The organism is Pseudomonas koreensis, assembly GCF_025447595.1.
GTDB lineage: Bacteria > Pseudomonadota > Gammaproteobacteria > Pseudomonadales > Pseudomonadaceae > Aquipseudomonas > Aquipseudomonas koreensis_H.
Genome location: NZ_JAOEJU010000016.1, coordinates 62654 through 77477, shown reverse-complemented (window position 1 = coordinate 77477; position 14824 = coordinate 62654). Strand labels below are relative to the sequence as shown.

Here is a 14824-nt window from a genome sequence, read left to right as displayed (position 1 = left end):
TTTTGGAATCGCCCAGCAAAGACTGCTTGGTAATCGGCAACTCCTGCAATTCAGGCGAATCCACAGAAGTTGTATCAAGAAGGGAGCGTAGTCTACCGGAATGCCCCCTTCATCTCAAACCTTGATCTTCGTCAGAAGGCTGCCAATGCAATCGCCAGCCTTCCAGCGCATTGCCGTCGAGCCCCGGCAGGTTCGCCACGGCGAGCAATTCTTCACCGCGAAACAGCAGCGGCAATCTGCCACGCAAGAAGGCCGGCACCGCGCGCTCATTGAGCAGACGCTTGAGATCGCGATGACCGCGAGCTGCCAGATGCATCACCTCGCCACCCCGCCGATAGCGTATTTGCAGCGGCCCTGCGGGAGTCTGACCGCTGAACATGACACGCCCGTTATCGGGCAAGCGTAGCGCTGACGACAGGTCGTGCCAGTCGCCGCTGACCACCGGCGTGCATAGCCATTGTCCGCTGAGCCACCACAAGCGACCGGCGCTTCGGTGCAACTCGCCATCTGCCAGACGCCAGATAGGCGAGGCATCATTGCCGGCATCACGCAGATCTGCCCAACCCGACCAATGGTCGGTATCCGGCAAGCGAGTGAGCGGTTCCAGCCAGTGACTGAGTGCATTGCGCTGGCGCGCATCGGACAATCCCGCGATGACCGCGAATTCCAGTGACGGCAATCCCGACCACACGAACTCACTGGGTGAACTCGCTTGAGCCAGATCGATTTGCGCCAGTTCATCAAGCAAACCTTGCGCCTCACGCAAATGTGCCGCACTGCGGGCCATGCTGGCGTGAGCCTGAGGCCAGCGACCAGTCAGCAGCGGCATGACCTGATGGCGCAGATAGTTGCGCGAGAACTGTCGATCCTGATTCGACGGGTCCTCGACCCAACGCAGGCCATGATCCTGCGCATAGGCTTCCAGCTCTGCACGCGTAACATCGAGCAACGGCCGAACCAGACTGCCCTGCCCCAGCGCTCGCATGACTGGCATACCGGACAGCCCACGCACACCGGCACCACGCAGCAGGCGGAACAACAGCGTTTCAGCCTGATCGTCGCGGTGCTGACCGGTCAGCAGCACATCATTGGCCTGAGTCGCCGCACTGAACGCCGCATAGCGCGCATCCCGCGCCGCCCGCTCCAAACTTGCCCCCGGCTGCACCTGCACACGCGCCACTTGCAACGGCACTGCCAGTTCATCGCAAACCGCCTGACAATGCGCCGGCCAAGCGTCGGCCACAGTTTGAAGACCGTGATGAACATGGATGGCGCTTAGCGCCGGAATGGATTCGGTTTTGGCGAGATTGGCCAGGAGGTGCAGCAGGACGGTGGAGTCGAGACCACCGGAGAAGGCGATGCGCCAATGGGAAGCGCTGAGCCAGGGCTTGAGATTACGCAGAAGCCTGGAAGGCAAATCAATCGTCGACTGATCCATTTCTTTCCCTTGGCACAAATCAAATGTGGGAGCGAGCCTGCTCGCGATAGCGGAGCAACAGCCAACTCAATGGTTGAATGTTACCCCTCATCGCGAGCAGGCTCGCTCCCACATCGGGTATTGCGCGGTCGACTTAGAGACCGTAGCTCATCAGACGATCGTAACGACGCTTGAGCAGCGCTTCGTTGTCGAACTTCTTCAGCATCGCCAGTTGCGAGCTCAGCTCGGCGCGGATCGATGCAGCGGCAGCGGCCGGATCGCGGTGAGCGCCGCCCAGAGGCTCGCCGATCACCTTGTCGACGATGCCCAGGCCTTTCAGACGCTCGGCAGTGATGCCCATCGCTTCAGCGGCGTCCGGCGCCTTCTCTGCAGTTTTCCACAGAATCGAAGCGCAACCTTCCGGCGAGATCACCGCGTAAGTCGAGTACTGCAGCATGTTCAGTTGGTCGCACACACCGATCGCCAGTGCACCGCCGGAACCACCTTCACCAATCACGGTGGCGATGATCGGGGTTTTCAGGCGAGCCATGACGCGCAGGTTCCAGGCAATCGCTTCGCTCTGGTTGCGCTCTTCGGCGTCGATGCCAGGGTAGGCACCCGGGGTGTCGATGAAGGTCAGGATCGGCATCTTGAAACGCTCGGCCATTTCCATCAGGCGGCAAGCCTTGCGGTAGCCTTCCGGACGCGGCATGCCGAAGTTGCGGCGTACCTTTTCACGCACTTCACGGCCCTTCTGGTGACCGATCACCATCACTGGCTGGTCTTCCAGACGTGCCACGCCGCCCACAATGGCCGCGTCGTCGGAGAAGTGACGATCACCGTGCAGCTCGTCGAACTCGGTGAAGATGTGGTCGATGTAGTCCAGGGTGTAAGGACGTTTCGGGTGACGTGCCAGACGAGCGATCTGCCAGCTGGTCAGCTTGCCGAAGATATCTTCGGTCAGCGTCTTGCTCTTGTCCTGCAGGCGGGAGATCTCATCGCCGATATTCAGCGAATTGTCATTACCGACCAAGCGCAACTCTTCGATCTTGGCTTGCAGGTCGGCGATCGGCTGTTCGAAATCTAGAAAATTCGGGTTCATAGGCGTCCGTCTTGGGTCGTGTCCCAAGTGAGCTTGGGCCGGCCGGTTGTCTATTCGCGCCCTACCTTAAGGGAGAGGCGCGCTGAGGTCGAGATTAAAAATTCAGGTTGTGGGCAGGCGCTTTGATGGCACCTGCCGGTCAACGGTATTGGAGGAAGACGTTGTCTCGCCCGAACTGGTCACGCAGGGCTTGAATCAACGCATCCGCCGGGTCGATCCGCCAGGTCTCGCCAAACTGCAGCAAGGTCTTCGCATCGGGACTGGTGTATTCCATGGTGATCGGGCACGCCCCGCGATGACGCTTGAGCAAATCACCCAACCAGCGTAGCTGATCGCCTTTCAGGTCCTGGGTCTGCAACTTCAGGCGCAGGCTCTCGGCCAGGTTGGTGCGCGCATCCTCCATGCTCATCACCCGCTTGACCCGCAGCCGCAGGCCACCGGAGAAGTCATCGTTGCTGACCTCGCCTTCGACCACCACCATCGCATCGGTCTGAAGCAGCGATTGCGCGGAGTGGAACGCATCGGCGAACAGCGACGCCTCGATCCGCCCGGAGCGGTCGTCGAGGGTGATAAAGCCCATCTTGTCGCCCTTCTTGTTCTTCATCACCCGCAGGGCAATGATCATCCCCGCCACGGTCTGGGTGTCCCGGGCCGGTTTCAGGTCGATGATGCGTTGGCGGGCGAAACGACGGATTTCGCCTTCGTATTCGTCAATCGGATGACCGGTCAGGTACAGGCCAAGAGTGTCTTTTTCACCCTTGAGGCGCTCCTTGAGCGTCAGCTCCTTGGCCTTGCGATGCAGCGCGTAAACGTCAGCGTCTTCCTCGACGAACAGCCCGCCGAACAGGTCGGCGTGGCCGCTGTCACGAGTGCGCGCGGTCTGTTCGGCCGACTTGATCGCCTCTTCCATCGCTGCCAGCAGCACGGCGCGGTTGCGGTCGATATTGGCCTGATAAGCCTTTTGCTCGTCGTGGAAATACGGGCCGAGGCGATCCAGCGCGCCGCTGCGGATCAGACCATCGAGCGTGCGCTTGTTGATGCGCTTGAGGTCGACCCGGGCGCAGAAGTCGAACAGGTCTTTGAACGGGCCGGCCTGACGGGCCTCGGTGATCGCTTCCACCGGGCCTTCGCCGACGCCTTTGATCGCGCCCAGGCCGTACACGATGCGGCCTTCGTCGTTCACCGTGAACTTGAACTCCGAAGTGTTCACATCCGGCGCGTCGAGGCGCAGCTTCATCGTGCGCACTTCTTCGATCAAGGTCACGACCTTGTCGGTGTTGTGCATGTCCGCCGAGAGTACCGCGGCCATGAACGGCGCCGGGTAATGGGCTTTCAGCCAGGCAGTCTGGTACGACACCAGACCGTAAGCGGCGGAGTGGGATTTGTTGAAGCCGTAACCGGCGAATTTCTCTACCAGGTCGAAAATGTTACCGGCCAGATCCGCGTCGATATTGTTCGACGCACAACCCTCAATGAAACCGCCGCGCTGCTTGGCCATTTCCTCGGGTTTCTTCTTACCCATCGCCCGACGCAGCATGTCCGCACCACCGAGGGTGTAGCCGGCCATGACCTGGGCGATCTGCATCACCTGTTCCTGATACAGGATGATGCCGTACGTCGGCGCCAGCACCGGCTGCAAACCTTCGTACTGGTAATCCGGGTGCGGATAAGCAAGCTCTGCGCGACCGTGCTTACGGTTGATGAAGTCATCCACCATGCCCGATTGCAGCGGGCCCGGACGGAACAGGGCCACCAGTGCGATCAAGTCTTCGAGGCAGTCGGGCTTGAGCTTTTTGATCAGCTCTTTCATGCCGCGGGATTCAAGCTGGAACACCGCCGTGGTTTCAGCCTTTTGCAGCAGTTGATAAGTCGGCTTGTCATCCAGCGGGATGAACGCGATGTCCAGCGGCGGCTCGTTGACCTTGGCGCGGTCGCGGTTGATGGTCTTCAGCGCCCAGTCGATGATCGTCAGGGTCCGCAGGCCGAGGAAGTCGAACTTCACCAGACCGGCCGCCTCGACGTCATCCTTGTCGAACTGGGTCACCAGACCGTCGCCGGCCTCGTCGCAATAGATCGGCGAGAAGTCGGTCAGCTTGGTCGGCGCGATGACCACACCACCGGCGTGTTTACCGACGTTACGCACCACGCCTTCGAGCTTGCGCGCCATCTCCCAGATTTCCGCCGCTTCTTCATCGACCTTGATGAAGTCGCGCAGGATTTCTTCCTGCTCGTAGGCTTTTTCCAGGGTCATGCCGACTTCGAACGGAATCATCTTCGACAGACGATCCGCCAGACCGAACGACTTGCCCTGGGCCCGCGCCACGTCGCGTACCACAGCCTTCGCCGCCATGGAGCCGAAGGTGATGATCTGGCTAACGGCGTTACGGCCGTATTTTTCCGCCACGTAATCGATTACCCGGTCGCGACCGTCCATACAGAAGTCGACGTCGAAGTCGGGCATCGATACCCGTTCCGGGTTGAGGAAACGTTCGAACAGCAGGTCATATTCCAGCGGGTCGAGGTCGGTGATCTTCTGCACATAGGCCACCAGCGATCCGGCACCCGAACCCCGGCCAGGGCCCACCGGCACGCCGTTGTTCTTGGCCCACTGGATAAAGTCCATCACGATCAGGAAGTAACCGGGGAACCCCATCTGGATGATGATATCCAGCTCGAAATTCAGCCGGTCGACGTAGACCTGCCGCTTGGCCTCGTAGTCTTCGGTGGTGTCCTTGGGCAGCAGCACGCTGAGGCGATCGTCCAGACCGTCGAACGACACCTTGCGAAAATACTCGTCGATGGTCATGCCATCGGGAATCGGATAGTCGGGCAGGAAGTGCTTGCCCAGCTTCACGTCGATGTTGCAGCGTTTGGCAATCTCGACGGTGTTTTCCACCGCATCCGGCAGGTCGCTGAACAGCTCGGCCATTTCCTCAGCGCTTTTCAGGTACTGCTGGTCGCTGTAGTTCTTCGAACGCCGCGGATCGTCGAGGGCCCGGCCCTCACCGATGCAAACGCGGGTTTCGTGGGCGGCGAAGTCTTCCTGCTTGATGAAGCGCACGTCGTTGGTCGCGACCAGCGGCGCACCGAGCTTGTCGGCCAGGGCCACGGCGCCGTGCAATTGTTCTTCGTCGTTCGGACGGTTGGTGCGCTGGACTTCCAGATAGAAACGATCCGGGAACACCGCCATCCATTCACGCGCCAGGGTTTCGGCTTCAGCGGGGTTACCGCCGATCATGGCCATGCCGATCTCGCCTTCTTTGGCGGCGGACAACATGATCAGGCCTTCATTGGCCTCGGCGACCCATTCGCGCTCGATGATGATCATGCCGTTGCGCTGACCTTCGATGAAGCCACGGGAAATCAGCTCGGTCAGGTTGCGATAGCCCTGGGCATTCATGACCAGCAGGCTGAGTCGGCTCAGCGGACCATCCGGATCTTTGTTCGACAGCCACAGGTCGGCGCCGCAGATCGGCTTGATCCCGGCACCCATGGTGTTTTTATAGAACTTGACCAGCGAACACATGTTGTTCTGGTCGGTCACCGCAACGGCCGGCATGCCCATGCCGGTCAGGGCCTTGACCAGCGGCTTGATCCGCACCAGCCCGTCGACCAGGGAGTATTCAGTGTGCAGGCGTAGATGAACGAATGAAGCCGGCATAGTGATCCTGTCCAGTTACATAGAGACAACAAGGCCCGGATTGTACCGGGCCCCGAACAAAACATCAGCCTCGCCGCTAAACCGGCGCGAGACCTTCCAGCGCTTCATAAGCCTGCCGCACCGGGGCAAAAGAACGCCGGTGAATCGGCGTCGGCCCGAGGCGCACCAGCGCTTCCAGATGAACGGGCGTCGGGTAGCCTTTGTGGCCACCGATGCCGTAACCCGGGTAGATCAATTCGAAGGCCGCCATCTCGCGGTCGCGGCTGACCTTGGCCAGAATCGAGGCTGCTGCAATCGCTGGAACCTTGCTGTCGCCCTTGACCACCGCTTCGGAACGCATCGGCAGTTTCGGGCAGCGGTTGCCGTCGATCATCGCCAGTTTCGGCTGGATGTGCAGACCAGCGACGGCACGCTGCATCGCCAGCATGGTGGCGTGAAGGATGTTCAGTTCGTCGATTTCTTCGACTTCGGCGCGGGCGATGCACCAGCTCAGTGCCTTCTCGCAGATTTCGTCGTAGAGTTTTTCGCGCTTGGCTTCGGTGAGTTTCTTCGAGTCGTTGAGACCGAGGATCGGCCGGTTCGGATCGAGAATCACCGCTGCGGTAACGACCGCGCCGCACAATGGGCCGCGACCGACTTCATCGACGCCGGCCACCAGCTCTTCGACTTCGGCAACCAGGGTGAAATCCAGGCCCATCTGCATGCTTGTCTTGCTCATCGTGTTTGCCCGATCAGGTTCAGAACGGCATCAGCCGCCTGATTGGAAGCGTCCAGACGCAGAGTGCGATGGATCTCGTCGAAGCCGCGGGTCTGCTCTTCGCCACCGTCGATCAACGGCGACAAGGTCTGGGCAAGCGCCTCGACCGTCGCATCATCCTGCAACAACTCCGGGACCAGCAATCGCTGGGCCAGCAGGTTCGGCAGGGACACATACGGGCTCTTGACCATGCGCTTGAGAATCCAGAACGTCAGCGGCGCAAGGCGATAAGCCACGACCATCGGGCGCTTGTACAGCAGCGCTTCCAGGGTCGCCGTCCCCGACGCAATCAGGACCGCGTTGCACGCGGCCAGGGCCAGATGGGATTTGCCATCGAGCAGGGTCACCGGCAGGTCGCGGCCGGCCAGCAGCTCTTCGAGCTGGGCCCGGCGCTCGGGGTTGGCGCACGGTATGACGAAACGCACGCCCGGGCGCATGGCCCGCAGGCGTTGGGCGGTATCAAGGAACAGCGCACCCAGACGACTGACTTCACCACCCCGACTGCCGGGCATCAAAGCCACCAGCGGACCATCCGGCAGACCGAGTTCGTCACGCGCAGCAGAGCGGTCGGCCTCCAGTGGAATGGTGTCGGCCAGCGTGTGGCCGACGAACCGCACCGGCACGCCCTTCTCTTCGTAGAATCTGGCTTCGAACGGCAGCAGCGTGAGCATCAGGTCACAGCCTTCGCGGATCTTCAGCACCCGCTTCTGCCGCCACGCCCACACCGACGGGCTGACGTAATGCACGGTCTTGATCCCGGCCTGACGCAGCTTGAGTTCGATATTGAGGTTGAAATCCGGCGCATCGATGCCGATGAACACATCCGGCTTTTCGGCAATCAGGGTGGCGATCAGGTCCTTGCGGCGCTTGAGCAATTCACGCAATCGCCCCAGGACTTCCACCAGCCCCATTACCGACAGACGCTCCATCGGAAAATAGGAGGTCAGGCCCTCGGCCTGCATCAGCGGGCCGCCGACACCAATGAACTCCACCGCAGGATGCTGTGCCTTGAGGGCGCGCATCAGACCGGCGCCCAGAATGTCACCGGAAGCCTCCCCCGCCACCAGCGCAATACGCAGATTGGCCATGGTCAGCGGGTGATGCCTCGGGTCGACGACTGGATGGAGTCACGGAACATCGCGACTTCCGGGAACTGTGCAGACGGCTCGGCCAGTTCGGCCAGCGCCTGTTCGACGGTCAGGCCCTGGCGATACACCGTTTTGTACGCACGGCGCAGGGCATGAATGGCGTCTTCGCTGAAACCGCGACGACGCATGCCCTCGAAGTTCATGCTGCGCGCTTCGGCCGGGTTGCCGAATACGGTGACGAACGCCGGAACGTCCTTGCCGATCGCCGTGCCCATGCCGGAAAAGCTGTGGGCGCCAATGTGGCAATACTGATGCACCAGGGTGAAACCGGACAGGATCGCCCAGTCATCAACGTGCACATGGCCGGCCAACGCAGTGTTGTTGACCAGGATGCAGTGGTTGCCGATGACGCTGTCATGCCCGATGTGGGCATAGGCCATGATCAGGTTGTGATCACCCAGGGTCGTTTCGGAACGATCCTGAACGGTGCCACGGTGAATCGTCACGCCTTCGCGGATGACGTTGTGGTCACCGATCACCAGGCGAGTTTCTTCGCCCTTGTATTTCAGGTCCGGCGTGTCTTCGCCTACCGAGGAAAACTGGTAGATGCGGTTGTGCTTGCCGATACGGGTCGGACCTTTGAGGATCACGTGTGGCCCGATGACCGTTCCCTCGCCGATTTCCACACCTGCACCGATGATCGACCACGGGCCGACCTCGACGCCATCAGCCAGGACGGCCGACGGATCGATGATTGCGCGAGGGTCAATCAAACTCATAGCTTGCGTTCCGCACAGATGATTTCAGCCGAGCAAACCGGTTTGCCATCGACCGAAGCCTGGCATTCGAACTTCCAGATCTGACGCTTGCAGCTGATGAACTTGGCTTCAAGGATCAACTGATCACCCGGCAGCACTGGCTGGCGGAAGCGCAGCTTGTCGGAACCGACGAAGTAGTAAAGCGTGCCGTCGGCCGGTTTCACGTCAAGCATCTTGAAACCGAGGATCCCGGCAGCCTGAGCCATGGCTTCGATGATCAGCACGCCCGGCATGATCGGATGCGCAGGGAAGTGACCATTGAAGAACGGTTCGTTGATGCTGACATTCTTGTAGGCGCGAATGCGCTTGCCTTCAGTATCCAGCTCCACTACCCGGTCCACCAGCAGGAACGGGTAACGGTGAGGCAGGTATTCGCGAATCTCGTTGATGTCCATCATTTCGGGGGGAAGCCTATGTAAAGATTGGGAGCGCGACTGACGCGCACTCCTCTAGCAAATCAAGGAGGCAGTCCAGAGGCTGTGCACACTTGATATGGAAATGGTATCAGCCTTCAGATGAAGCATTACCGTCGGGGGTCACTTCCCCGGACCGCTTTTCCAGCTGTTTCAAACGCCGCGCGATGTCATCGAGCTGACGAATACGGGCCGCGCTTTTGCGCCATTCGGCCGCAGGTTGCATGGCTGTGCCGGAAGAATAGGCACCCGGCTCGGTAATCGAGTGGGTCACCATGGTCATCCCGGTCAGGAATACGTTGTCGCAAATATCGATGTGCCCTACCAGGCCAACACCCCCGGCGAGCATGCAGTGCTTACCGATTTTGGTGCTGCCCGAAATCCCCACGCATGCTGCCATGGCGGTGTGATCACCGACCTGTACGTTGTGGGCGATCTGAATCTGGTTGTCGAGCTTCACACCGTTGCCGATCACGGTATCGGCCAACGCACCGCGGTCGATGGCGGTATTCACGCCGATCTCCACATCGTCGCCGATGGTCACGCCACCGATCTGGGCGATTTTCTGCCAGATGCCCTTCTCGTTGGCAAAGCCGAAGCCTTCACCGCCGAGCACGGCACCGGACTGGATCACCACCCGCTTGCCGATCCGCACATCGTGATACAGCGTGACCCGCGGTGCCAGCCAGCCGCCCTCACCGATTTCACTGCGCGCACCGACGACGCAATGCGCGCCGAGCGTCACGCCTGCACCGATTCGAGCACCAGCTTCAATCACCACGAAGGGACCGACACCGGCGCTCGGATCGACTACGGCATCCTCGGCGATCACGGCCGTTGGATGAACGCCGGCAGCAGCCTTGGGTTTCGGATCGAACAGATGTGAAATGCGTGCGTAAGCCAGATAAGGATCCGGCACCACCAGCGCATCACCGGCATAACCCTCGGCGTCGGCAGCCTTGAGCAACAGGGCTGCGGCTTGCGAGCCTGCCAGGTATTTACGGTATTGGGGGTTTGCCAGAAAGCTCAACTGAGCTGGGCCAGCCTCCTGCAAGGTGGCTAGCCCAGTGATTTGCTTCTCGGGGTCGCCACTCAGGGTGGCGCCGAGGAACTCGGCCAACTGGCCGAGCTTGATAGTCACGGTCATGGGTTACTTCAGCTGATTCATGCGCTCGATAACCTGGCGCGTGATGTCGTACTGAGGTTTGACATCGATGACTGCGCCACGCTCGAACACCAGGTCAAAACCACCTTTCTTGATGACTTCTTCCACTGCGCTATCCAGTTTCGGCTTCAGTTGCTTGAGCATTTCGCGGTCGGCAACAGCCTTGGCTTCGTTCAGCTCCTTGGACTGGAACTGGAAGTCACGAGCCTTTTGCTTGAACTCAAGCTCCAGACGCTCGCGCTCGCCTTGCTGCATTTTGTCGCCACCGGCCATCAGACGGTCCTGAATGCCCTTCGCGCTGCTTTCCAGCGTCTTGAGCTTGGTCAGTTGCGGACCGAATTTCTTCTCGGCATCCACGGCGTATTTCTTGGCCGCGTCGGATTCCAGCAGAGCCATCTGATAGTTCAGAACGGCGATTTTCATGTCGGCAAATGCCGGGCCTGCCACCAGTACGGAGGCCAGGAGAACCAATTGAGTCAACTTACGCACGATGCACTCCTACAAAATCCATTGTCGTTGTCTTGGGTCAGACGCTTAGAACGTCTGGCCGAGGGAGAATTGGAACACTTGAGTTTCAGCGTCATCCGGTTTCTTGATCGGCATCGCCAGTGCAAAACTCAGCGGGCCCAGTGCGGTGACCCAGGTCACGCCGACACCGACGGAGCTGGCCATGTTGCTCAGACTGATGTCGTTGCACTGAGTGGCAGAAGTCGAACCGACAGTCGCGTTGGTAGTCTTCTCGCACTTGGAGTCAAATACGTTACCCACGTCCCAGAATACCGAAGTACGCAGGGAACGCTGATCCTTGACGAATGGCAGCGGGAACAACACCTCGACACCACCCTGGATCAACACGTTGCCACCGAACGGCAGCGGATCCTGATCCGGGTCGGCAAGCGTACCGGCGTTACCGGTTACAGCCTGGCCACGGCTTGGGGTGCTGCGAGGACCCAGTGTGCTGTCTTTAAAGCCGCGAACCGAGTTGAAACCACCAGCATAGTAGTTTTCATAGAACGGCAAGCCATCGGTCGAACCGTAACCGTCGCCATAGCCCAGCTCGGTGTGCAGGCGCATGGTGTAGTTCTCGCTCAGCGGCTGGAACAGCTGGCCACGGTAATCGAGCTTGAAGAACGACAGGTCGCTGCCTGGAATGGTGGTTTCCAGGGTCAGGCTCTGGGAACGACCACGGGTTGGCAGAACACCTTTGTTCAGGGTCGACTCGGACCAGCCGGCCGAAGCCTTGAAGTTCAGGTAGTTGTCGCCTTCACGCTTAACGAAGTCGAAAATCTCGTCAACGGTGTACTGACCGGTCTTGATCTTGTCCTGCTGAGCGGACAGACCGAAGGTCAGACGCGAAGTCTCGCTGATCGGGTAGCCCACGTTCACGCCGGCGCCCAGGCTGTCTACCGCATAGCTCGCTACGTCGACGTCAAGGTCTTTGTAGTCGGTGGTGCGGTAGAACGCGTTGTAACCCAGGCTCACACCATCGGCGGTCCAGTAGGGGTCAACGTAGCCGAAGTTGTAGCGGCTCTGGTATTCGCTGCGGGTCAGGCCGACGCTCACACGGTTACCAGTACCGAGGAAGTTGTTCTGGGTGATCGAACCACCGAGGATCAGACCGGCGCTCTGGGCGAAACCGACGCTGGCGGTGATCGAACCGGAAGCCTGCTCTTCAACGCTGTAGTTCACATCAACCTGGTCGTCGACGCCTGGCACGGCCGGGGTCTCGACGTTGACTTCTTTAAAGAAACCCAGACGTTCCAGACGGGTCTTGGACTGGTCGATCAGGTAAGTCGAAGCCCAGCCACCTTCCATCTGACGCATCTCACGACGCAGCACTTCGTCCTCGGACTTGGTGTTGCCACGGAAGTTGATGCGGTTGACGTAGGCACGCTTGCCCGGATCGACAGCAAACAGGATATCGACGGTGTGATCTTCGTCGTGCGGTTGTGGCACGCCGTTGACGTTGGCGAAGGTGTAACCCTCGTTACCCAGACGACGGGTGATCAGTTCGGAAGTGGTGGTCATCAGCTTGCGCGAGAACACCTGGCCTTTCTGCACCAGCAACAGCGACTTGACCTGATCTTCAGGGACTTTCAGGTCACCGCTGAGCTTGACGTCACGAACGGTGTACTTCTCGCCTTCGTTGACGTTGACGGTGATGTAGACGTGCTTCTTGTCCGGGGTGATGGACACCTGGGTCGAAGCGATATCCATGTTGATATAGCCGCGGTCCAGATAGTAGGAACGCAGACGCTCCAGGTCACCGGACAGCTTTTCACGGGCGTACTTGTCGTCGTTCTTGAAGAACGACAGCCAGTTGGTGGTTTTCAGTTCGAACAGGTCGGTCAGGTCTTCCTCGGGGAAAACCGTGTTGCCTACCACGTTGATGTGCTGAATGGCAGCGACGGTGCCTTCGTTGATCTTCACTTTCAGGCCGACACGGTTGCGCGGCTGCGAGACCACTTCGGTATCGACGGTAGCCGAGTAACGACCTTGAGCAACGTATTGACGTTGCAGCTCGTTACGCACGCCCTCGAGGGTCGCGCGCTGGAAGATCTCGCCTTCGGCCAGACCGGATTGCTTGAGGCCTTTCATCAGGTCTTCGGTGGAGATCGCCTTGTTGCCTTCGATCTCGATGCTGGCGACCGAGGGACGCTCGACGACAGTGATCACCAGAACGTTGCCTTCGCGGCCCAGCTGGATATCTTGAAAGAAACCGGTTTTGAACAACGCACGAGTGGATTCCACCAGGCGACGATCATCCGCCTGCTCGCCGACGTTCAACGGCAAGGCACCAAAGACGCTACCCGCGGAGACCCGCTGGAGGCCGTTGACGCGAATATCAGAGATAGTGAAGGACTCGGCGTGAACTTCGGCGATCATCAATACGGTGAGAACCGCAGTTAGCAGCAGACGTTTCATGAAGTCCTTTCTTATTCCAACTGGCAATAAACAAACTGCCGCAAAATGCGGCAGATTCGCAATTCAGCGAAGCGTTACAGACGACCCAGATCGTTGACCAGAGCAAGCAACATCACTCCGACCACCAAGCTGATACCGATCTGTATCCCCCAACCTTGCACCCGATCCGACAAGGGACGACCACGCGCCCACTCGATCAGATAAAACAACAAATGCCCCCCATCCAGTACAGGAATGGGCAGCAAATTCAGAACCCCCAGGCTAATACTCAGATAAGCAAGGAAATTCAGGAAATCAGCGACGCCCGACTGGGCAGAAGCGCCCGCCACTTTAGCAATGGTTATCGGTCCACTCAAGTTTTTTACCGAGAGCTCGCCGAAGAGCATTTTCTTCAGTGAATCCAGCGTCAGGACGCTCATGGTCCAGGTGCGACGGGCACCCTCACCAATTGCCGCCAAAGGCCCGTAACTGACCTCGCGGATCATTTCCGGCGGCCAGTCGACAGCCTTCACACCCGCCCCCAGGTAACCGCTTGGTGACTTCTTCTCGCCACGTGCGGCCAGCGTCACAGGGACGTCGATTTGAACACCGTCGCGCTCGACGCGCAGCACGATTTTGGTATCAGGACGCGTACGAACGGTGTCGACCACCTGCTGCCAGTCATCCAGCGCCTTGCCATCCAGCGCCAGCAGACGATCACCGGTTTTCAGCCCGGCTGCCTGGGCCGGACCTTTCGGATCGAGTTCGGCCAGCACCGGCGGCAATGCCGGGCGCCAAGGGCGAATGCCAAGGGAGCGAATCGGATCCGGCTCGTCAGCCCCCTTGAGCCATTTATCGAGTGCCAGTTCACGAGGCGTATCAGCCGTAGAACCCTGCTCGCGCACCAGTACCTGCAAGGAACCGCTTTCCCCGAGACGTCGCACCAGTTGCAGGTTGACCGCAGCCCAGCCCGAGGTCGGCTCGCCATCGATCGCGACGATCTCCTGGCCGGCGCTCAGCCCAGCCGTTGCGGCGATGCTGCCGGACTCCACCGAACCGATGACCGGGCGAATCTGCTCGCTGCCGAGCATGGCCAGCACCCAGAAGAACACCAGCGCGAGCAGAAAGTTGGCCACAGGGCCGGCCGCTACAATGGCGATACGCTGACGAACAGACTTGCGATTGAATGACTGATGAAGCTGATCGGCCGGTACTTCGCCTTCGCGCTCATCGAGCATCTTGACGTAACCACCCAGCGGAATGGCCGCGACCACGAACTCGGTACCCTGCTTGTCATGCCAGCGCAGCAGCGGCATGCCGAAGCCCACGGAGAAACGCAGAACCTTGACGCCACAGCGACGCGCGACCCAGAAATGGCCGAATTCGTGAAAGGTGACCAACACACCCAGAGCGATCAGGGTGCCGGCAATCATATAGAGCGCGCTCATCTACTTTCTCCGCAATCCTGTCCAGTGCCGCGTGAAGCCATGTGTTGCAAG

Annotated in this window: 11 protein-coding genes; all 11 read right to left on the bottom strand. The window is 59.9% G+C overall.

Going from position 1 to position 14824, the window contains the following annotated elements; translation table 11 throughout:
* Positions 1-109 precede the first annotated feature (109 nt).
* The 11 genes from tilS to rseP all read right to left on the bottom strand — a co-directional run bounded on the left by tilS (position 110) and on the right by rseP (position 14773).
* Positions 110-1438 (bottom strand): tRNA lysidine(34) synthetase TilS, encoded by a 1329-nt coding sequence (gene tilS / locus N8H71_RS19105; RefSeq protein WP_262195178.1) that lies wholly within the window; start codon positions 1436-1438, stop codon positions 110-112.
* A 133-nt stretch (positions 1439-1571) separates the two neighbouring features.
* Positions 1572-2519 (bottom strand): acetyl-CoA carboxylase carboxyltransferase subunit alpha, encoded by a 948-nt coding sequence (locus N8H71_RS19100; RefSeq protein ID WP_007954801.1) that lies wholly within the window; start codon positions 2517-2519, stop codon positions 1572-1574.
* A 139-nt stretch (positions 2520-2658) separates the two neighbouring features.
* Positions 2659-6180 carry a DNA polymerase III subunit alpha gene (gene dnaE / locus N8H71_RS19095; protein WP_262195177.1) on the bottom strand — a complete coding sequence of 1174 codons (3522 nt, stop codon included), beginning with the start codon at positions 6178-6180 and terminating at the stop codon, positions 2659-2661.
* A gap of 76 nt (positions 6181-6256) precedes the next feature.
* Positions 6257-6883 carry a ribonuclease HII gene (gene rnhB, locus N8H71_RS19090; protein ID WP_262195255.1) on the bottom strand — a complete coding sequence of 209 codons (627 nt, stop codon included), beginning with the start codon at positions 6881-6883 and terminating at the stop codon, positions 6257-6259.
* Between the two features lie 11 nt (positions 6884-6894).
* The gene (gene lpxB, locus N8H71_RS19085; RefSeq protein WP_262195176.1) at positions 6895-8025 is read right to left on the bottom strand and encodes a lipid-A-disaccharide synthase; all 1131 of its coding nucleotides are present in this window, start codon (positions 8023-8025) and stop codon (positions 6895-6897) included.
* 2 nt (positions 8026-8027) lie between these two features.
* The gene (gene lpxA, locus N8H71_RS19080; RefSeq protein WP_007954792.1) at positions 8028-8804 is read right to left on the bottom strand and encodes an acyl-ACP--UDP-N-acetylglucosamine O-acyltransferase; all 777 of its coding nucleotides are present in this window, start codon (positions 8802-8804) and stop codon (positions 8028-8030) included.
* Positions 8801-9241 carry a 3-hydroxyacyl-ACP dehydratase FabZ gene (fabZ, locus tag N8H71_RS19075; protein WP_003222142.1) on the bottom strand — a complete coding sequence of 147 codons (441 nt, stop codon included), beginning with the start codon at positions 9239-9241 and terminating at the stop codon, positions 8801-8803. Before fabZ ends, lpxA begins: the two co-directional genes overlap by 4 nt.
* Before the next feature lie 106 nt (positions 9242-9347).
* Complete coding sequence (lpxD, locus tag N8H71_RS19070; RefSeq protein ID WP_262195175.1) at positions 9348-10403, bottom strand: UDP-3-O-(3-hydroxymyristoyl)glucosamine N-acyltransferase; 1056 nt, start codon at positions 10401-10403, stop codon at positions 9348-9350.
* A gap of 3 nt (positions 10404-10406) precedes the next feature.
* A complete protein-coding gene (locus tag N8H71_RS19065; RefSeq protein WP_003222140.1) occupies positions 10407-10910 on the bottom strand; it encodes an OmpH family outer membrane protein in 504 nt (167 codons plus the stop codon).
* A 45-nt stretch (positions 10911-10955) separates the two neighbouring features.
* Entirely contained in the window at positions 10956-13346 is a 2391-nt protein-coding gene (gene bamA, locus N8H71_RS19060; protein ID WP_115076720.1) for an outer membrane protein assembly factor BamA, read from the bottom strand.
* Positions 13347-13420: 74 nt separating this feature from the next.
* Positions 13421-14773: a sigma E protease regulator RseP gene (rseP, locus tag N8H71_RS19055; protein ID WP_262195174.1), complete on the bottom strand. Its 1353-nt coding sequence runs from the start codon at positions 14771-14773 to the stop codon at positions 13421-13423.
* Between the last annotated feature and the right edge of the window lie 51 nt (positions 14774-14824).